The 17,879-nt window shown below is 57.3% G+C and carries 17 protein-coding genes, 1 tRNA gene and 1 pseudogene; 8 read left to right on the top strand and 11 right to left on the bottom strand.

The genetic code is table 11. The annotated features are described in order from the left end of the window. Positions 1-293 precede the first annotated feature (293 nt). From HX898_RS10760 to HX898_RS10745, 4 genes are read right to left on the bottom strand one after another with little or no spacing between them, the layout of a single operon-like run. The gene (locus tag HX898_RS10760; RefSeq protein WP_138388135.1) at positions 294-1,721 is read right to left on the bottom strand and encodes an arabinose isomerase; all 1,428 of its coding nucleotides are present in this window, start codon (positions 1,719-1,721) and stop codon (positions 294-296) included. A 28-nt stretch (positions 1,722-1,749) separates the two neighbouring features. Beyond that, positions 1,750-2,754, bottom strand: coding sequence for an ABC transporter permease (locus HX898_RS10755; RefSeq protein WP_138388136.1), 1,005 nt, complete (start codon positions 2,752-2,754; stop codon positions 1,750-1,752). After that, positions 2,751-4,310 (bottom strand): sugar ABC transporter ATP-binding protein, encoded by a 1,560-nt coding sequence (locus HX898_RS10750; RefSeq protein WP_138388137.1) that lies wholly within the window; start codon positions 4,308-4,310, stop codon positions 2,751-2,753. Before HX898_RS10750 ends, HX898_RS10755 begins: the two co-directional genes overlap by 4 nt. 22 nt (positions 4,311-4,332) lie before the next feature. Beyond that, on the bottom strand, positions 4,333-5,502 hold the full coding sequence (locus HX898_RS10745; RefSeq protein WP_138388138.1) for a sugar ABC transporter substrate-binding protein: 1,170 nt from the start codon (positions 5,500-5,502) through the stop codon (positions 4,333-4,335). A gap of 190 nt (positions 5,503-5,692) precedes the next feature. On the opposite strand from HX898_RS10745, the gene HX898_RS10740 reads away from it, so the two are divergent. Together HX898_RS10740 and HX898_RS33185 are read left to right on the top strand one after the other, a co-directional pair. Next, on the top strand, positions 5,693-6,562 hold the full coding sequence (locus HX898_RS10740) for an AraC family transcriptional regulator (RefSeq protein ID WP_246413133.1): 870 nt from the start codon (positions 5,693-5,695) through the stop codon (positions 6,560-6,562). 326 nt (positions 6,563-6,888) lie between these two features. Continuing rightward, positions 6,889-7,074, top strand: a complete 186-nt coding sequence (locus HX898_RS33185) for a hypothetical protein (RefSeq protein WP_138334440.1) — start codon at positions 6,889-6,891, stop codon at positions 7,072-7,074. A 38-nt stretch (positions 7,075-7,112) separates the two neighbouring features. Here HX898_RS33185 and HX898_RS33180 read toward each other — a convergent pair. The 3 genes and pseudogenes from HX898_RS33180 to HX898_RS10730 all read right to left on the bottom strand — a co-directional run. Beyond that, positions 7,113-7,202: pseudogene (locus HX898_RS33180) on the bottom strand (LysR family transcriptional regulator); the annotation flags it as partial. A 49-nt stretch (positions 7,203-7,251) separates the two neighbouring features. Then, entirely contained in the window at positions 7,252-8,016 is a 765-nt protein-coding gene (locus tag HX898_RS10735) for a response regulator transcription factor (protein WP_138388139.1), read from the bottom strand. An 812-nt stretch (positions 8,017-8,828) separates the two neighbouring features. Then, entirely contained in the window at positions 8,829-9,917 is a 1,089-nt protein-coding gene (locus HX898_RS10730; protein ID WP_171599717.1) for a hypothetical protein, read from the bottom strand. Positions 9,918-10,392: 475 nt separating this feature from the next. Between HX898_RS10730 and HX898_RS10725 the strand changes: the two genes are divergently transcribed. The 6 genes from HX898_RS10725 to HX898_RS10700 all read left to right on the top strand — a co-directional run bounded on the left by HX898_RS10725 (position 10,393) and on the right by HX898_RS10700 (position 16,225). Continuing rightward, on the top strand, positions 10,393-10,968 hold the full coding sequence (locus HX898_RS10725; RefSeq protein ID WP_180194638.1) for a PE-PGRS family protein: 576 nt from the start codon (positions 10,393-10,395) through the stop codon (positions 10,966-10,968). Between the two features lie 103 nt (positions 10,969-11,071). Next, positions 11,072-12,787 carry a type I secretion system permease/ATPase gene (locus tag HX898_RS10720; protein WP_180194637.1) on the top strand — a complete coding sequence of 572 codons (1,716 nt, stop codon included), beginning with the start codon at positions 11,072-11,074 and terminating at the stop codon, positions 12,785-12,787. Positions 12,788-12,801: 14 nt separating this feature from the next. Further along, positions 12,802-14,226 (top strand): HlyD family type I secretion periplasmic adaptor subunit, encoded by a 1,425-nt coding sequence (locus HX898_RS10715; RefSeq protein WP_180194636.1) that lies wholly within the window; start codon positions 12,802-12,804, stop codon positions 14,224-14,226. 7 nt (positions 14,227-14,233) lie between these two features. After that, positions 14,234-14,512 carry a transposase gene (locus HX898_RS10710; RefSeq protein ID WP_164986455.1) on the top strand — a complete coding sequence of 93 codons (279 nt, stop codon included), beginning with the start codon at positions 14,234-14,236 and terminating at the stop codon, positions 14,510-14,512. Between the two features lie 289 nt (positions 14,513-14,801). Further along, positions 14,802-15,143 (top strand): hypothetical protein, encoded by a 342-nt coding sequence (locus HX898_RS10705; RefSeq protein WP_180194635.1) that lies wholly within the window; start codon positions 14,802-14,804, stop codon positions 15,141-15,143. A 194-nt stretch (positions 15,144-15,337) separates the two neighbouring features. Then, the gene (locus HX898_RS10700; protein WP_180194634.1) at positions 15,338-16,225 is read left to right on the top strand and encodes a caspase family protein; all 888 of its coding nucleotides are present in this window, start codon (positions 15,338-15,340) and stop codon (positions 16,223-16,225) included. Positions 16,226-16,397: 172 nt separating this feature from the next. On the opposite strand, the gene HX898_RS10695 is transcribed toward HX898_RS10700, so the two are convergent. The 4 genes from HX898_RS10695 to infA all read right to left on the bottom strand — a co-directional run bounded on the left by HX898_RS10695 (position 16,398) and on the right by infA (position 17,795). Next, a tRNA-Phe gene (locus tag HX898_RS10695) sits at positions 16,398-16,473 on the bottom strand. Positions 16,474-16,652: 179 nt separating this feature from the next. Next, complete coding sequence (yacG, locus tag HX898_RS10690; protein WP_180194633.1) at positions 16,653-16,865, bottom strand: DNA gyrase inhibitor YacG; 213 nt, start codon at positions 16,863-16,865, stop codon at positions 16,653-16,655. Positions 16,866-16,897: 32 nt separating this feature from the next. Further along, entirely contained in the window at positions 16,898-17,518 is a 621-nt protein-coding gene (locus tag HX898_RS10685) for a Maf-like protein (RefSeq protein WP_003545339.1), read from the bottom strand. A 58-nt stretch (positions 17,519-17,576) separates the two neighbouring features. Beyond that, entirely contained in the window at positions 17,577-17,795 is a 219-nt protein-coding gene (infA, locus tag HX898_RS10680) for a translation initiation factor IF-1 (protein WP_003545338.1), read from the bottom strand. Positions 17,796-17,879 lie beyond the last annotated feature (84 nt).

Genomic DNA, 17,879 nt, shown 5'->3' with positions numbered 1-17,879 from the left:
GGACTCGCGGTTCCCATCAGGGCATCACGATATGAGACCCATTGAAACGAATGCTCGCCGATAACATTGCCCGCCATCGCGCGGGCCGAACTGTTTTTATGCCCTCGCTGCGAGGTTTGGCGCTGCCACAGCATGGCACTATCGATCACCGCGCCGCCGGTGAGGCGGCAAGAACGGGCAGTCGTCTGAGATTTGATGAACAACGCCGGCAAGATAGGCGGAGGAGCTGCGATCGTTTTGAGGGGTCTTTTTATTCGTCAAGCAGTTCCCTCAGCGAGAAATATTTTTGACAATTAGCAAATCCTCACGAACTCGACCTCCAACAGCTTTCCTAACTTTTCGATGCTGCTCCCAATGTGTCCGACGCCGACTGCGCAATGATGCGCCGGTCCTTCGGCGTTCCAATTCTCGACGAACGCGCGCGCCCCGATTGGAAACTGATAGCGGCTGTTGGTGTTTCCAATCTCCAGGATCGGTCCGGGCACCGATTGTCCTTCGGCGCACAACAGCTTCACTTTTCCGGCGCACTCCACCACGGAGAGCAGTGTTACCGGGCCATTCTTAACCGACATTTCGACACTTACGCCGGAGCCGACCTTGCCGTGATAGACCTCCAGAGGACGGATCTTGGTTCGACCCTCTGCAATTTTGGTATGGCCTGGGCCATCATGGCCCATTAGGACCACATCTGCATCGAAATCCATTGCATAATATTCGGTGAAGGAACCTCCGGTGCCGAAGCTGTCCATGATCTTCATGGCCTGCGCGTTCTTGATCTCATATTCGCCAGCAACCGGTATGCCTTCGGCGGTGAGCATCGAACAACCAACGATTACCGACGTGATGACGTCCTCGTATTCATGCCCGGACACCGATTCATAATAATAGGCGAGCGAGCCGAGACGCTTCGCGTCGACGAGTTTGCGCAGCGCGACAGCAGTTCTTGCCGCCCGCGCCAGTTCGTCTGGATCGCAATCCGGCTGCACGTCGAATTCCGTTCGGATTCTGTCCAAGCAGGCCGCCACTTCCGCCTCGCCAACGTCGCGTCTGAGGCGTGCTAGTTCGTCAATCTCCACCACTTCGATGTGTGTCCCGAATGCCGTGCTTTGGGCTGTGAGATCGGAATAGATATCGAGCATGCCGTTGTAATAGCGCCCCATGACGCCAAGGCGATTATGCGACATGACGTGGGCTACCCGTGCGGCCTCGATCCACTCCTCGATCTCGTTGTCGACAAACGGGTCATCGTTGAGAACGCCTGTTACTTGGTGGAACCGAATGCCCGCTCGAGTGAACACATTGGCAATCTCGGGCACCGGGCATGCAGCGCAGTGCGCCAGCCACTCGCCGGTCATGGCAGTCCTGTTGCCGAGTGCGTTGAAGGACGCGTAGTCGATCGCACCAGCCGGCTGCAGATTCAAAATAATGACCGGCACCTTTGCACGCCGAACAACCGGCAAGACGGTCGACGATAGAGCGTAGGTGGTGATGTAAAGGAAAATGATATCGACATCGGCCTGGCGAAACAGATGGCCGGCATCGACGGCCTTCTCCGGCGTATCGACGAGGCCAAGATTGACGACTTCGACCCCGGGCCGTTCCAGCTTGGACGCGACGACATGTACATATCCCCGCAGCCTTGCTTCGAGACCGGCAAACTGCGGCCAATAGGCCTCCAGACCGATACCGAACAGGCCGGCCTTCAAAGGGCGATCAGACATTCCAATTTCTCCTGGAATTATAGCGGGGTCAGCCCTGCAGGCGGACACGAAGCTGGTCGAGGCCCACGGCCAGAAGCAACACGACACCGCGCGTGACATCCTGCCAGAAACTGGACACGTTCATGAGGGTCAGGCCGTTGTTCAGAGTTCCGAGGATCAGCACCGCAATCAGCGTACCCCAGACGCTTCCCCGCCCGCCAAAGAGGCTGGTGCCTCCAAGAATGATAGCGGCGATGATCGTCAGCAGATGCTGACTTGCTGCATTCGGGGCGGCCGCGCCGAGCATTGCTGCAAGAATGATACCGGCGGCAGCGCCTGAAATGCCTGAGATCACGTAGAGGATCATCTGGGTGCGCTCGACAGGCACGCCGAGAAGGCTGCTGGCCTCGGGATTGCCGCCGGTTGCGTAGACAAACCGTCCGAACGGCGTCTTGGCAAGCACGAGCCAAAGGACGGCAAAGACGATCAGCATGACGATGACGGGAAACGGCACGGAAAAGATGCGACCTGAACCAAGCCAGTTGAAGGCCGGCACGAAAAGCGGCTTGCTCAAGCCACCCGTCATGACCATCGACAGGCCCGAGAAGATGCTCATCGTCCCGAGTGTCGCGATCAGGGGATTGAGGCGCAGCTTGGTGACGATCACGCCATTCAAAATTCCGACCCCGGCGCCGATGACCAAGGCTGTCAGGCATCCAACCCAGATATTGATCCCGTTGGAATGCATCAATGCAACGATGACGCCGGCCAGTCCGGCAACGGCAGCCACCGACAGGTCGAGTCCACCGCCAATGATCAGCGGCGTTCCGGCTGCGGCCATGAGCCCGATGAAGGCCATGTTCGTGCCGATATTGGCAAGATTGCTCACCGACAGAAAGAACGGCGACAGCATAGCGAAAGTCGCAAGAAGGATGACATAGAAGCCCAGCAGAACCACGATCCCGGCGGCCGGTCTGGCAAGGATGTCCGTCATCGACTGGCGTTGGCTGGTCGTCTTGGGTTCGCTTGCAACGATCGAGTTTGACTTGTTCATGCTTTCTCCAATTCGTTCGTAGCAGACACGGAGTGCGACTCCGCCGCCTGCATCAGCTCGGCCGCCGATGCATTGGCTCCCAATGCGGCCACGGCCCGGCCCTCTTCGAAGACGATCGCTCGGTCGGCAAGACCGGCGACTTCCTCAGCGTCCGATGAGACGAGGAGTATGCTCAATCCGTTCGCTGCGAGCCGGCGGATCTCCTCATAAATCTCTCGTCGAGCGCCGAGGTCGACCCCGCGGGTCGGTTCCTCGAGAATGAGCAGCTTGGGGTCGCCGAGCAGCCATCGCGCCAGGCACACTTTCTGCTGGTTGCCGCCGGACAGGAGTCTTATTTCCTGCTCCGGACCCGTCGTCTTGACGCGCAGGGTGCGGATCCAGTGTTGCGACATTGCCCGCTCCCGATTGTCATCGACGAGCCCGAAGCGCGTAAAGCGCGTGAGGTAAGGAAGGGTCGTGTTGGTACGGACGGTGAGGTTGGCGATCAGGCCTTGCCGCTTGCGTTCGGCTGCAACGAAACCAATACCGCTTCGAATGCTTGCCCGCGGGTTCGACAACGCCGTTTCGGCTGTCCCCATCCGGATTGAACGGACCTTCGCCTTGGGCTCCGCCCCATAAATGGCTCTGCCGACCTTCTCAATCCCGGAGCCGATCAGGCCGAACGCACCCAGGACCTCGCCGCGGCGCACCGAAAAGGACACGTCGCTGAGCCAGCCTGGCAGCGACAGTCCTTCGACAGCCAGGATCGTCTCGTCCGGCAGGGATTGCGGCTTTGCCGGAAAAAGATCGCCGAGATCGCCTCCCAGCATCGCCCGCAGCACCTCGTCGTGACTGGTGGCGCTCGTCTGGAACTGTCCGCGTACCTCGCCGTCCCGCAACACGACGATCCGGTCGGAGAGGCGAAACACCTCGTCGAGGTAGTGGGAGATATAGATGATCGTGACGCCGTCGGCGCGAAGCGCATCGATCACCCCGAACAGGGTTTCGGCATCTGCTTCTCCGAGTGCAGCAGTCGGTTCATCCATGATCAGAATACGGGCCTGGCCGGCCAATGCCCGGGCGATCTCGACGATCCGCTGCTCCGGAAGCGATAGTGATCCCATTCTCCGGCTCGCAGAGACATGACCGAGCTTCAGTCGGCCGAGCAGCGTCGTCGCTTGCCTCTGCATGGCGGCACGGTCGACGAAACTTATGCCGGCGATCTTGCGCTGGGGCATCGATCCCAACGCGATGTTCTCCGCGACCGACAAGTCCGGATGCACGGACAGTTCCTGCGGCATCAAGCGAATGCCCGATGCTATGGCCGCACGTGCCGACGTGATGTCGACTGCGGCCCCATCGATCTGTATATGTCCGGCGTCGCAGGAATAGACGCCGGACAGGATCTTCATCAGCGTGGATTTGCCTGCACCGTTGGCGCCGAGCAGTGCCACGACCTCGCCGGCATCGGCCGAACATGTGACGTTTTTCAGGACCTGCACGCCGGAGAAGGACTTCGTGACGTTGGTGATTTGGAGCCGCGCTACGCGGCTCTCCGTGCTCGATACCGTCTGCATCAAAATCTCCTCCGACCCCAGATCATTGCTTGGGGAGAATTGCCTCGTAGCCCTTCAACCAATTCTCTTTTTTCAGACCAGAGAGATAGCTTGCGAACTCTGCCTCGGGAAAGGTGTAACCGTCGGCTTCACCGGCGCACGCGAATTCCTTGTAGAATTTGCAGATGTTTGCCTTGGTTACCATCTGGTGGGTGACGAAGGTTGCCTCCGGCACGGCCTTGCCGGCGAGCGCAGACAGTGCAATCGGAATGAGATAATTCCCGTAGCTGCCTGGAAACGAACCCGTCGCCGCCACGAGTTTCGGGTCCGTGGCAAGCGCCTCGGCTTCATCCGCGCCGTTGCCGACGGCGATGGCCTGATCAACACGTCCGGCTGCTCGGACGGCCTGCAGCATGCCCATGGTCGCCTGGTCGTTGATCGCGATGATCAGGATCGGCGCTCCTGGCGGAATGCGGCCGAGTACGTTGTTCATCTGGGTATAGGATTCCTGCAGCGTATTCTTCGTATCGATCTCGATGATGTGGTCGGCCGGGAAATCCTTGGTCAGGGCTAGGAAGCCGGCGCGCTGACCTTCCGTGCGCATGCGCGGGATGACGCCCGACTGGGGCAGTGCGCCGATGACGAGATAGCCGCTTTTTACCGTGTCCGCGCCAAACTGTTTTGCCGCAGCCGTTGCAAGGTAGGACCCGCCCATGAAACCGGACTTCGGATTGTTCACGCCGAAGAAACTTGCACCGGGCATGGGGATATCGATTGCCGTGACCTTGGTGCCGTCTTGCTTGAACACGTCCATCACGGTCTGACCGAAGTTTGCGTCGGTCTGAAACTCGATGACATAGTCAACCTTGCGTTCGGCAAAAGACTTGGCATTGGCAAGCGCGGTCGGGCCATCGAGTCGGTTGTCGGCGACGACGAGTTCCACGCCGGCAGCATCCGCGTTTGCCTGAATGCCTTTCTCCACGAGCACGCCGAAAGCGATGTCACGCTGAAGATTGGCGAAGCCGATGCTGTACTTGCTGCCGTTTTTCGGAGGCGTCACTTTCGACGCGTCGGCGGCCATGGCCTGGAGAGCCTCGGCCGAAAGCATATTGCCGTCGAACTTCGCGGGATCGAACCCGTGGAAATCATCGGCATAGGCAGCAGATGCGGCGAGGCAAGCGGCTGCGACCAGCAGTCTGGCGTGAGTTTTCATATCTATTCTCCTCCCAGCCCCTACCCTCCCCGGCAGCGGCGATAGCTGATGCAATCAGCGTTCGGCAAAATTCGATCAACTTTGCCCTGACCTGATGACGGTACCATCGGCCACACCTGTTGACACGACGCCAAAATCCACAAAAGTGATCATTTGCATACAAAAAATGATCCTAAAAAGGCGACGTCAAATGACGGAAAACTACTTCGTCTACATGCCTGACAACAGAATTTCTGCAGCATGGGGCTGCACCGCTGTCTCGACGGGCTATTCGGTCATTGCGCCGCACTCCGATTACCCTCCGAGCCGTCATCCGGACGACCATCACTTCAGCTGGTCTCGCGGCCGCATCCTTCAGGCCTATCAGGTCGTGCTGATCAGCGCCGGCAACGGGAAGCTCGAATTCGGCAACCTGCGCCGACAGGTGCGCGTCACGGAAGGATCGATTTTTCTCCTGTTCCCAGGCGTGTGGCACAGGTTCGCGCCCGATCGGCGAACCGGCTGGACCGAGCACTGGATAGAGTGCCGGGGAACCGCTTTCGACTTTGCAGTGGATGCTGGCCTCCTGCATGTCGAACGCCCGCTCAACCCGGCAAGCGATGAGATCAATCATGTGTTCGCCGCCATCCATGACTTGGCGCGGCAGGATCCCGTGCTTCATCAGCTGGTGATATCCACGCTCGGGTTGCAGCTCCTTGCGCTGCTCTGCCGGCCGGACGATCTGGCAACCGGCGCCGGCGCGCGCCTCGTCGATCGGGCGCGCATGATCCTGATGGAGCGCTGCGGAACTTCACAATCGGTCGAGGATCTCGCAGCAGAGATGGGGGTGAGCTACCCCTATTTTCGCCGGCTGTTTCGTGAGCAAACCGGGATGTCGGCGAAACAGTATCAAATGAACGTCCGTGTTCAGCGAGCACGCGACTTCCTAGTAAATACCGACAAATCGGTAAAAGAAATCGCCGGCCTGCTCGGCTTTCATTCCGCCTTCCATTTTTCCAGCCAATTCAAAAATGCGGTTGGCTGCGCACCGACGGAATATCGTAGGACCTCTGAGAATTGAGAAGTCTGCCGATCCGTGGCACCGCGCGATCCCAGACGTCCCTCAGTCTGTCTTCGATGTCCGGAACCAGCGGCAGCGTCGAAGACGCAGAAAAGATCATCGCGCAATATGGAGCCGATCGGAAGGCATCCGACAAGGCTGCATGCCGTTTCGCGGCGTAGAAACGAGAGCGGCTGCTCGACGCTGCAACCAGTGGAGAAGCCGCATGTCCGCCAGTCGCTGAAGAGGCGGCGCGCCGGGCAATGGGAACCACAGTTTTCGGAAGACCTCTTATTTCATTGAAAGCTAATTTGAACTCCGTTAGCTTCCTTTGCGGGAGGACTACAATGCAACACATTGATTCGATTACTGCCGAGCCTATCGTAGCGGCGAAGGTCTGGTGCATCGCGGACTTCTGCTCGCAGCACCGATTGGATGGCAAGGAGCAAGCCAAGCTTACTGCTTTGTTCGGTGAGTTCGCGACCATCAGCGAACTCGTCCACAATGTAACGCGTAGATCAAGGTCAAGGTGAAGAGGCCGGCCCGGCGAAACGGCTGACGTTCCATGCGCTCACCTGGCCGGCGGCACCAGCGAGCGTGCGATATCGATGATGTCGTCACGCGAGGTGGTCGGGTCTTCCCTGTTCCAGGCCATCACGATATGAGACCCGTTGAAACGAACGAACGAACGCCGGTACTGGCGACACCGCCTAACCCGGCGAGACGTCAGGCCCACCGGCGGCTCTTTGAATTAAGCGGGCAACCACTTCAGTGCGGTTCTGCGCCTGCAACTTGCGCATTATGTGTTGCAAATGCATCTTCACTGTATGCCCCGACAAATTGAGTTTTCCTGCAATCACCTTATTTGAACAGCCGCATTGCAACTCTGCGAGGACATCCGCTTCCCGGGGAGTGAAATCAGCGATCGCCAAGTACTGCGTCCTATCATCCAAGCTCTTTTCGGCTTCATTTCTGGCCGGACTATGCTCGTTTGAGCCGTTTGTACCAGCTCCCAATAGCTGCGGGAAAAATGTTCCTCCTGCCAGAACGAGACGAAGACCGGCAAGAGCAATGTCAATGGGAAGTGAAGTCGAGAATAAGCCGCGGATGCCCATCTTGAGTGCCTGACGGGCTATGATGGCGTCATCCGTACCTGAGAGCAACGTGACAGGAGCCTCAGGAAAACGTGCAGCAATCGCCGCGAGATCATCACGCAGGCTGGTGCTCTCAACACTTCTGCCAGCCAGGCCCAATACAATCAAACGCACCTCTGCTCCAAGAGCACTATCGAGACTCTCGGTTGAGATCAAATCTATAACGTTCCACCCGGCGAGTTCACGCTCAAGAAGCTTCACCACGGTGGTGCGCGCCAATGTAGAATTCTCGATGATGATCACAGTTGGTGCATTGCGCCCGATACGGCGCCTAGTTCCAGTAATGTCGGACACTTGCGTGCTCCCCACGAATATTTGCAACGCAACAGCTATTCATATTATTCCTGTTCTCACTACATGTCATGAGAAAAAGTGAGTGTATTTCGGATATTAATAGTCTGACCTCTCATGATAATTCTTATAGTTTATAAGATATCAACGATAGATAACTGGGCTTGCAGAGCACATTGAAGAGATTTTTCATGAATTCCTGCTGGTTCGACTTGTCGCTGCAGACTTTCCAGCTTCGCCGAATTCACGTACGGCAAGCGCGTCAACAAAGCTTTCAAAGGCACTGAAAAGGCAACCGATCTGCTACAGACCCATTTCGGAAAGCGCCATTGGATATAACGAGTTGCCGATCGGCTCGGCTTTGTTTCCATATCTCAATTCAAAGCAGTCGCAGACCCGACAGCAAAAAAGCCTGAGATCGCTGACTACCCGTTATGATTAGTGAAACTGTGCTCTAATGACGCATTAATACCAGTTAGCATTGTTCTCCCGCAGACAGCACTGCGCCGGCACCGACCGATAGCGGCCGGAGGTCACGGCCCCTGGCGGCCGAAATCGGCGACAATGCGGATGAGGTCATGGTGGAATGTTCAGTTCTGAGTGAGCCGACCGTTGCGTGCCATGTCGGCCCAAAAGACGAGAGCCCGGCGGAGGAAGCGTTCAACATATGGCCTGATAATGGCACAAAGAACGGTTTCGTGCGGTTGAGCCTCCGCAATGCAAGTGGGGAGGCTATTCGCTAGAGCAATTCCAGCAAAAGTGCATTGCGGTTTTTGCGTCCGGAATTACGTGGAAACAAAGAGATAGAGCATTTCCGTGCTTCGAAGAAAAATGGAAAGGCTCTAGCCATGCATGAAGCTCAGAATGTCGTCTACGAGAGCCGAATGGGCATCCGTGAGGTTACCGTCTCCACCGTGGCCCGCGATGCCGGCCAACTGAAGCGCTTGCTGATCATAGAGAACATGATCGGTCTGTTGGGCATCCGCCGTCCCGCCGGCGGGAACGGCAATGTTGATGGGATGGAAATAGCCGAAATTGACGTCTACCATGCTGCCGGTTGACGATCCGTCCCCACCGCCGCCACCTGCGTGATTGCCGGTATAAATCGTATCTGACGACAAGTTGAAGCCACCGCCATTGCCGCCGATGCCTGCGATCTGCACAGTGCCCTGATCGAAAATGACATTGTTTGTCTGATGAGCCTCTGCGGAGCCGCCTGCGGCGCCGATGGCGATGTTGATCGGTGAAAAGATGGCAATACTCACATCGACCATGCTGCCGACGAAATATCCATCGCCGCCATGGCCCGCATAAAAGTCGCCGGTCAATGTGAGCGCAGTTCCCGGGCTCATCGACGTGCCGTGGCTCGCGACGTTATGGTCTCCGCCCGAGCCGCCCATGCCGCCGATCTGGGTTGCGCCCTGCAGGAACAGTGCGTTGTTCGATTGCTCAGCGTGAGCCGTCGCGCCAGGGCCTGCAGCCACGGCAGTATTCACGGGGGCAAACAGCGCGACTTCGGTGCTGACGAGTCCACCGTAGAAAAGCCCATTGCCCCCGCTGCCGGCATGATTGGCGCCATCGCCGCTACCGATGGCAACATTGCCGCTTCCGCCATTCCCGCCTATCCCCGCCATTTCGGTGGGATGCTGATTGATGAGCGCGTCGTTGCCCTGGAAGGCGTCTGCACCGGAATGAGGTCCCGCAATGGCGGCATTGGACGGCGTGAAGACGGCCAGTGCGTTGCTGCTGATCACGCCTTCGCTGATCCCGTCACCACCGCTGCCGGCTGAATTATGGCTCTGACCGGAAGCGACATCCAATGGAAGCCAAGTCGGCACCAGCGCCAGATGCCCCGCGGCCACGTTGGAGGCGAGGTGTTGATCGCTGCCCGTCTTGGGCAGGTCTTCCAATGAGGGACGAGTTTCCGCCATTACCGTCTCCATTCGCCGGCGACTGCACGTCCACCGAGCATGCGGCGCTATGCAGCCTGAATTGTTCAGGCATTGTGCATCTGAACGTGGGAAAAGCAGAGCCTGCAATTCGTCTACATCCTGTCGGCTAGTGCTGTAGCCATTTGGCTGTCATGGCCGCAGCGCCCGTTGTGCGAGTTTGCGAGCACTGAATCTGCCTATGGATCAGAGGTCCTGATGTCGCCTCGACGAGGTCGCAGACACGATCGACCATGCCACCCTGCACCAAATCAATAAGTACTAATCCAAATAACTCTCCGCCACTTCCAAGTATACGCCCAAATGAATGTCACCGAATATCTAGATATGCCACAGATTAAATCGCAGGCAATATTCGCCTGCGGTTGTATTGGCTGCGGTGACATGCTGGAAATGCACGCCGTAGGGGGACGCCGTAAAACGAACACGGATGAAACCAAGTAAAGGAGTGACATCAATGCCTATTCCACAAATATCCGACACGATTCATCTCAACAACCCGGATGCGGGTGACGCGAATGCCGGCAACGGCGGTGATGGCCACAACGATGGGAACATCAACTACAACCCGGTTGCATATGTAAACCCCGTGCAAACGGTCTACGGGGCAACGACCGATCTGCACAATGGCGATCACGTTTGGCAGAAGGCAGGTTGGGACGCCGGCAGTGGCGGAGACGGTGGCTTTGCTCAGGCCAAGAACGGCTTCCTGGCGGCGGTCACGAACAGCGGCGACGGCGGCGCGGGGGGAGATTCAAACTCCAACGGCAGCCAAGGAAACTCGAGCGGCGGCGACACGGCTACCGTGAATGCGGCTACGACCGCGACACAATATACGCAGCTTGTGGCCGATCAGCATGCCACCATCCTCGCAGGTGTCGGCGGCAACGGCGGCAACGGGAACAACGCTCTGGGCGGCGATATCTCGTCAGCTTTGGTTCACACGGATCCCGAGACGACGACGGTGAACAACACTCTCGATCACTTCATAAACGCCTTCGGCCATATCGACGTCGACCATCTCGGCTCCTGAACTCTGACTCTGAGGGTCGCCGGTTTCGGCTGGCGACCCTCCTGAATTGCTGAATCAGCACGCAGCCTCTTCTTGTCAGAATCAAGTGCAGCGAGATCTGATAATGACAACAATTTCCATAAAGCCACCGCGCCCGCCGACACAGCTTGTTGTTGCGCTTAGGGCTTGTGCCGGAGCCTTCGGGTTGGTCTTCCTCTACAGCTGCGGCTACAATCTCTTTCTTCTCGCGCCTTCCATCTATCTCCTGCAGATCTATGACAGGGTCCTGTCGAGCCGAAGCGCTGACACGCTCCTGATGCTGACGATGATCATCGCCATCGCCGTGCTGGTCGGATCCACGCTGGATATCGTGCGCAGGGCAGCTCTTTCGCGCATCGGCAGTTGGCTGGACCACAGGCTACGGCCCATGGTGCTCACCTCATCGTTCGAATATGCCGCTCGCACCGATACGGGAGCCGCCACGGAATGCTACAGGGACCTGGCTGCATTACGCCAGTTCCTCGATTCACCGGCCAGCTCGCTCTTTTTTGACGTTCCCTGGGCGCCGCTATTCCTGCTCCTGCTCTTTCTTGTTCATCCGTTGCTTGGGACCATCGGTCTTCTGAGCGCCGTTGCACTTCTGCTGTTTGCGTTCATGACGGAACTGGCGACGCGGGAGCCGCTTGCCCACGCCAATCTTGCCCTTTCGAGGAGCTATCTGCGATTTGCGACCGCCCTCAAAAACATCGAGGTCATCAGGGCAATGGGCATGCAGGATGGCGCAGCGCTGATCGTCTATCGCGATGCGGAAATGGCAAGAAGGGCGCAGGACATCGCGATGCATCGCACCGAGATCATTCTTGGTTTCTCCAAATCGATCCGCACACTGGCGCAGATCCTCATGATGGGATCCGCGACATGGCTGGTGCTCGTAAACAGCGGCAGTCCCGGGATCATCTTCGTTGCGAGCCTGCTGCTCGGCCGCGGGCTCGCACCAATCGAGGGCGCAATAGGGGCATGGCGCTCCTTTACGTTTGCGCGCAATGCCTTCAATCGCTTGAACAGAATGCTGATAACAGTTGCATCGGATTGCGATGCCCGAATGGTGCCGCTGCCGGAACCCAATGGCCTCGTTCTCGATAATGTCAGCTATTTCAAACCCTTCGCTGATCGGCCGATATTGACTGATATCACATTGCGCCTCGCGCCCGGCGATTGCATAGCGCTCATCGGTCCTTCGGGATCGGGAAAATCGACACTTGGTCGCGTCATGGCAGGCGTTGTGCCGGCAACGCGCGGATATGCTCTTCTCGGTGGGGTCGATATCTCGGCTCTGCGCCTTTGCGGGGGGACCTGCCACGTCGGATACCTGCCGCAGGACATCGAACTCTTCGGCGGAGCGATCAAGGATGTGATCGGCCGGCTGGACGGAGGAGATCCCGGCAAAGCGATCGACGCCGCAAAGCTGGTTGGATTGCACGAGGCGATCATGCGGCTGCCGCAGGGCTACGAGACCGATATCGGTGAAGGTGGAAACCTGCTCCTTCGAGCTCAGCGCCAACAGCTGGGACTGGCACGGGCGGCCTATGGAAATCCGTCTCTGATCGTTCTCGACGATCCGAATTCGAGCCTGGATTATGACGGCGAACGCATGCTGTTTGCGGCAATCGAGCGCATGAAATCCAGGGGGATGACCGTCGTTATCATAACGCACCGGATGGGGATCCTGCCGGTCACCAACAAGATTGCCATCATGCGTAACGGAACGGTGGCTGCCTTCGGCGACAGCGAGCGGATTTATGAAACTTATCTTCAACCACCGTCTCGAACAGGAACATAGGGAGAAACGCCGCCATGGCCCTTGTTCAACTGGACGCAACGCCGGCGAAATTTTCAAATTCGCCAAGGACTGGTCGGCGGTTGGTCAAGCAACAGACGGCCTATTTGCCGGTGATCGAGTCGAAACAGCGCGGACCCGCGCCCCCCTCGCCGATGCCGGGGCTCAGAGGCGTTGTTTGGACAGGCAACCTGTTGATCCTGGTGTTCATCGTCGGATTGGGAATCTGGTCGGTCCTGGCGCCGCTGAAAAGCGCTGCAATTGCATCGGGCGTTATCGAACCGGAGTCCAGCCGCAAGACCATTCAGCATCTGGAAGGCGGGATAGTCCGACGGATACTCGTCAAAAACGGCGATGCGGTCATGGCCGGACAGATCGTGATAGAACTCGACGACACGAAGTCTCGCTCCGAGCGCGACAGCATTCAAGGGCAACTTTGGGACGCCGAAGGAAGCCGCGCCCGCCTGCTTGCGGAGCAGACGGGCGGCGACCATGTCGCCTATCCTGAGGACCTCAGGGCAGCCATGGACAGATATCCTTCGGTCAGCGCGATTCTGATCGGGCAACAGAAAATCTTCGAAGCCCGTCGCCGCGTCATGCAGGCGGAAATTCAGATCGCCAATGAAAAGATCGCGCAGGTGCGGCAGGAAATCGTCGGACTTGGCGCGCAGAAGGCAGCACTGGCCGACAGAGCGACAATCTCGAGCCAAGAACTGGATCAGGTTGCGATCCTCAGCGCCAAAGGACTGGAAAGAAGAAGCAGACTTCTCAACCTCCAGCGGGAAAAAGCAGACCTCGATGGCCAGCAGGGTCAAGTAGAGGCACAGATCTCTCGCGCCTACCAGGTGATCAGCGGCTCACAGGCCGATCTCGCAAAGCTTGAGAGCGACCGGTTGAGCGAAGTCGCCCAAGGCATGCGCGATACGGAAAGCCGGATCATGCAGCTGCGCGAGCGCTTGCGGGCGATCGACGACCAACTCGCAAGGACCGACATCCGCGCTCCCGACGATGGAACAATCATGAATCTGCGCGTCCACACATCAGGAGGGGTGATCGGCGCCGGTGAACCGCTCGTCGATCTTCTGCCACGCTCCGATCGCCTTGTCGTGTCTGCCCACGTCAGACCGGAAGACATCAATCTCGTTCATGCGGGGCTCGAGGCACAGGTCCACCTCCTTCCCTACAATCAGCGGCGCGTTCCACTCCTGAAAGGTCGGGTCGAGTATGTTTCAGCGGACCGTCTCATCGATCCGCAGAGCGGCCAGCCCTACTTTGCCGCGACGATCCGTGTAACGGACGAGCGATTGGCGAAAATGCGTGATGTCGAACTGGTCGCGGGCATGCCCGCGCAGACACTGATCGAAACAGGCAAAAGCAGCGTGGCGCTCTATGCTGTCAGACCACTTCTCGACAGTTTCAACAGAGCATTTCGTGAGGACTGAAGCGGTGATGGGCAAGAGAAAATTCGACAACGACCAGATTACGGGCATTCTGAAGGAGCACCAAGCCGGAGTGACGGTGGCAGATGTTTGCCACAGGTACGGTATCAGCGAGCCGACCTTCTATCGGTGGCAATCCTTGCAGTTCGGAAACGTCGGTCTCCATGCCAAAAGATTGAGAGCACTGGAGGAAGAGAACCAGAAGCTCAAAAAGCTTTTGGCCGAATCCATGCTCTCGGCGGCAACACTGAGCGAGATGCTGGCGAAGACATCGAAAGGGCGAAACTAACCTCAACAGAGGAGTTTGTTGGCGCCCAATTCGTCAGAAGGAACGGGGCCCCTCATGTAGCAAATGTACACCCGACAGAGTGACACTGCCAAGAAACGAACCGCTAATCGAAGGTTGGTAAAAAATGGCGACCGTCGTCGCCATCGCTAAAGTCAGCATTGTCTACGTCAACCCAAGAAGTTGGCAAACCAAGTTTAGAGCCTGGACGTTGTCTGTAACACTGTGAGAGACAACTCACTTGACTCATCGAAGAGAAATGAAGCACTTTAAGTAAAAATGGGAGAAATTCATGACGCAAGTTGTTGTACAGTTTCCCGGTGTCAATGACGCGGTCAAAGGCCAATTGGCGCAAGACTTAGCCCGCGACATTAAGATGAATCTTCCCAACGTTAACCACTTGGTAACTCGAGAGCGCGTTGACACGCAAGATGCGGGGACTCTCGTTTCAATTGTCCTGGCTGCTCCTGCGATTGTGGCATTCGTCGACGGTTTGTGGATGTGGATGAAGCGCCGGAACCAAAGCGAAGTCACGATTTTGCTTCCGTCCGGAGAACAGTTTTCGCTACGCAATCTCAATAGTGATGACGTACCCAGGGCCATAGAGAAGCTACAGAACTTCCTCAAGTCATGACTGCACCATCGCGCGGGAGGGGATTTGCGGCAATTGTGCTCGGTGCGAGCGAGTGGCCACGAAGTCCACAAAATTTTCCTTCCGCACCGCAGTTTTCCAACTCCGCTTCGAAGTTCGTCGACTATTGTGCTTCAAATCGCGGATTGGAGATTGCCACATCCAATATCCTTAATCTCTTTGACGACCCCCGAGGTATGAGCGACATAGACTTGGCGATTGATCAATTTCTCGAAGCGTACCAAGAGAAAAATCAAGAGCCCCTTACTGATCTAATCATTTACTACGTCGGACATGGGAGTTTTACGGAAGACGGCCGCAAATACTGTATACTGTTGCGCAACAGCAGGTTTGGCAACCTGAGCAGCTCTGCATATCGAATGACGGCTCTCGCTTTGACGGTCATCAAAAGCGTGCCCGCTGCCAGACGTTTTGTCATATTGGACGCATGTTATTCTGCTGCCGCCGCGCCGGATTGGCTCTTTCTTTCCTCTATAGCCGAGAAAATTGAAATAGACGCGATCGATGCCATGGCAGAAACTGGAACGGCCTTACTATGCGCTTCTAGCCCCATCGATGTCGCCGTAATAATTCGCGATGAGCCTTATACAATGTTCTCCGGCGCGCTTATCAAAGCATTGGAGTCGGGCTCCCCGACCGCATCGGAAATCCTAAGTTTCGAGGATATTCGCGAAATCATGGATCGCGTCATCAGAGAAACTTATCGGGCAAAAGCGGTTAGGTCCCAACTTCAAGTTCCCGATCAAAGGAAAGGCAACATATCCCGACGTGGGATTTTTCCCAACCCCTCTTTCGGCGGCACAAATCAAAGCGAACTTGACGTATTCGCTAAAGCTCAGACGAAGGTTGCCATCGCAATATCTGAAGCGGCCGCACCCGCAATGTCTCAAAACAAGCCACATAGCTCGGGGACCGCGTCGCGCGAAAACATCAGACTCGCAGTTCGGGTGAACCAGATGGGACAATCGTGGCTAGAAAAGCCCTCCGTCATTGTTTTGGTGACTATCCTTGTTTTGGCAGCCGCATCTCTTGCTATGGTTGCTTCAAATCCATCTGGACCATGAACCGCTCAATCCAAGCCGCCTTCTAGCTTCGATAGGTGGTAGCAACAAAGAGTTGCTGGCCAACATTCGCAACGTTTGCGTCACGAGGCCCGGCGACTATCAAGTGCCTCACCACGCTCACGAAGTCGTGAACAGTCTCACACCGAGCCTCAAAATACTTAGCGGAATTTAATGGTGCCCAGGACCGGAATCGAACCAGTGACACGCGGATTTTCAATCCGCTGCTCTACCAACTGAGCTACCTGGGCTAACCTGCTTCCGATGGTCCCTTTCGGAAAAGGAACCGTGGGGCCTTGGTTCACCCCGGAAGCGAGCGGGGTTATAGCATCTTGTTCGCCCATGGCAAGCGTCAAATGACTCTTTTTTGACGGTCTTGCCGGCTTTCCGGATTCATGAGGAAAAATAAGAGCTTCGCGGGTGGATTTCTCTAGTTTTCCTCATCCCGATAATCGGCCTTCGTCTCGTCGTCGGCAACCGGGATGGCGTAGGCGCCGGTCAGCCAGCGGGAGAGATCGGCCTCGCGGCAGCGGTTGGAGCAGAAGGGGTAATGTTCGCGGTTCGAAGGTTTGCCGCATTCGGGGCAAGGGCGGGTCTTGCGCAGCGGTTCGACCTTGGCGGCCGCTTTCTTGTCTTCAGGCATATCGGTTTGTCCTATGCGATCGGCCGTCAGGCTCAGCCCTCGGGCCACCGGCTATGCACATCGAAGCCTTCGCCGGTCAAAAGCAGAATGGTTTCATAAAGCGGCAGGCCGACGACATTGGTGTAGGAGCCCACCATCTTCTGTACGAAGGTGCCGGCGAGGCCCTGGATGCCGTAGGCGCCTGCCTTGCCGCGCCACTGGCCGGAGGCCAGGTAGTTCTCGATCTCGAAGCCGGAGAGACGCTTGAAGCGTACCTTGGTCTCGACAATCTTCTGACGGACCTTGCGATCCGGGGTCACCAGGCAAACGCCGGTGTAGACCATATGGTTGCGTCCCGAGAGGAGATGCAGCGAGTTCAATGCCTCGTCGGCGAACTCAGCCTTGCCGAGAATGCGCCGGCCGACAGCGACCACCGTATCGGCAGACAGGATATAGCTGCCCTTCCAGGTGATATCGCCCTTGATGGCGGCAAGGGCAGCTTCAGCCTTCTCAGCCGAAAGCCTGCGGGCCAGCGAACGCGGATGCTCCGACTTCTTCGGCGCCTCGTCGATATCCATCGGCATCAGGCGCGAGGGCTCGATGCCGGCCTGGTTGAGCAGGTCAACGCGACGGGGCGAGCCCGAGGCCAGAATGAGCTTGTATTTCAGCGCCATGGAACCTCGACCATCGTCAGACGGGAGCAAAAACCCTTGCGGGGACCTTCGGGCAAACTTACTTGAAACGGTAGGTGATACGGCCTTTGGTCAGATCGTAGGGCGTCATTTCCACAAGCACCTTGTCGCCGGCGAGAACGCGGATGCGGTTCTTGCGCATGCGGCCCGCGGTGTGGGCGATGATCTCGTGTTCGTTTTCGAGCTTCACGCGGAACGTCGCATTCGGCAGAAGTTCGGTGACGATTCCCGGGAATTCGAGGACTTCTTCTTTAGGCATATAAGTGTTTTCTTCCTGTGGGTTGAATAGGCAGCGCAGCGCGCGCCTTTAAAATTTGGGCGGAAACTACACAATCAACGCAGG

The sequence above is a fragment of the Rhizobium sp. WYCCWR 11128 genome, from assembly GCF_013416305.1.
Taxonomy (GTDB): domain Bacteria; phylum Pseudomonadota; class Alphaproteobacteria; order Rhizobiales; family Rhizobiaceae; genus Rhizobium; species Rhizobium indicum.
This window is presented reverse-complemented; position numbering and strand designations above follow the sequence as displayed.

Bases quoted from the DNA above. Each gene is read 5' to 3' on its own strand.
- HX898_RS10760 (WP_138388135.1), bottom strand. From the start codon at position 1,721: ATGTCTGATCGCCCTTTGAAGGCCGGCCTGTTCGGTATCGGTCTGGAG.
- HX898_RS10755 (WP_138388136.1), bottom strand. From the start codon at position 2,754: ATGAACAAGTCAAACTCGATCGTTGCAAGCGAACCCAAGACGACCAGC.
- HX898_RS10750 (WP_138388137.1), bottom strand. From the start codon at position 4,310: ATGCAGACGGTATCGAGCACGGAGAGCCGCGTAGCGCGGCTCCAAATC.
- HX898_RS10745 (WP_138388138.1), bottom strand. From the start codon at position 5,502: ATGAAAACTCACGCCAGACTGCTGGTCGCAGCCGCTTGCCTCGCCGCA.
- HX898_RS10740 (WP_246413133.1), top strand. From the start codon at position 5,693: ATGACGGAAAACTACTTCGTCTACATGCCTGACAACAGAATTTCTGCA.
- HX898_RS33185 (WP_138334440.1), top strand. From the start codon at position 6,889: ATGCAACACATTGATTCGATTACTGCCGAGCCTATCGTAGCGGCGAAG.
- HX898_RS10730 (WP_171599717.1), bottom strand. From the start codon at position 9,917: ATGGCGGAAACTCGTCCCTCATTGGAAGACCTGCCCAAGACGGGCAGC.
- HX898_RS10725 (WP_180194638.1), top strand. From the start codon at position 10,393: ATGCCTATTCCACAAATATCCGACACGATTCATCTCAACAACCCGGAT.
- HX898_RS10720 (WP_180194637.1), top strand. From the start codon at position 11,072: ATGACAACAATTTCCATAAAGCCACCGCGCCCGCCGACACAGCTTGTT.
- HX898_RS10715 (WP_180194636.1), top strand. From the start codon at position 12,802: ATGGCCCTTGTTCAACTGGACGCAACGCCGGCGAAATTTTCAAATTCG.
- HX898_RS10710 (WP_164986455.1), top strand. From the start codon at position 14,234: ATGGGCAAGAGAAAATTCGACAACGACCAGATTACGGGCATTCTGAAG.
- HX898_RS10705 (WP_180194635.1), top strand. From the start codon at position 14,802: ATGACGCAAGTTGTTGTACAGTTTCCCGGTGTCAATGACGCGGTCAAA.
- HX898_RS10700 (WP_180194634.1), top strand. From the start codon at position 15,338: ATGAGCGACATAGACTTGGCGATTGATCAATTTCTCGAAGCGTACCAA.
- yacG (WP_180194633.1), bottom strand. From the start codon at position 16,865: ATGCCTGAAGACAAGAAAGCGGCCGCCAAGGTCGAACCGCTGCGCAAG.
- HX898_RS10685 (WP_003545339.1), bottom strand. From the start codon at position 17,518: ATGGCGCTGAAATACAAGCTCATTCTGGCCTCGGGCTCGCCCCGTCGC.
- infA (WP_003545338.1), bottom strand. From the start codon at position 17,795: ATGCCTAAAGAAGAAGTCCTCGAATTCCCGGGAATCGTCACCGAACTT.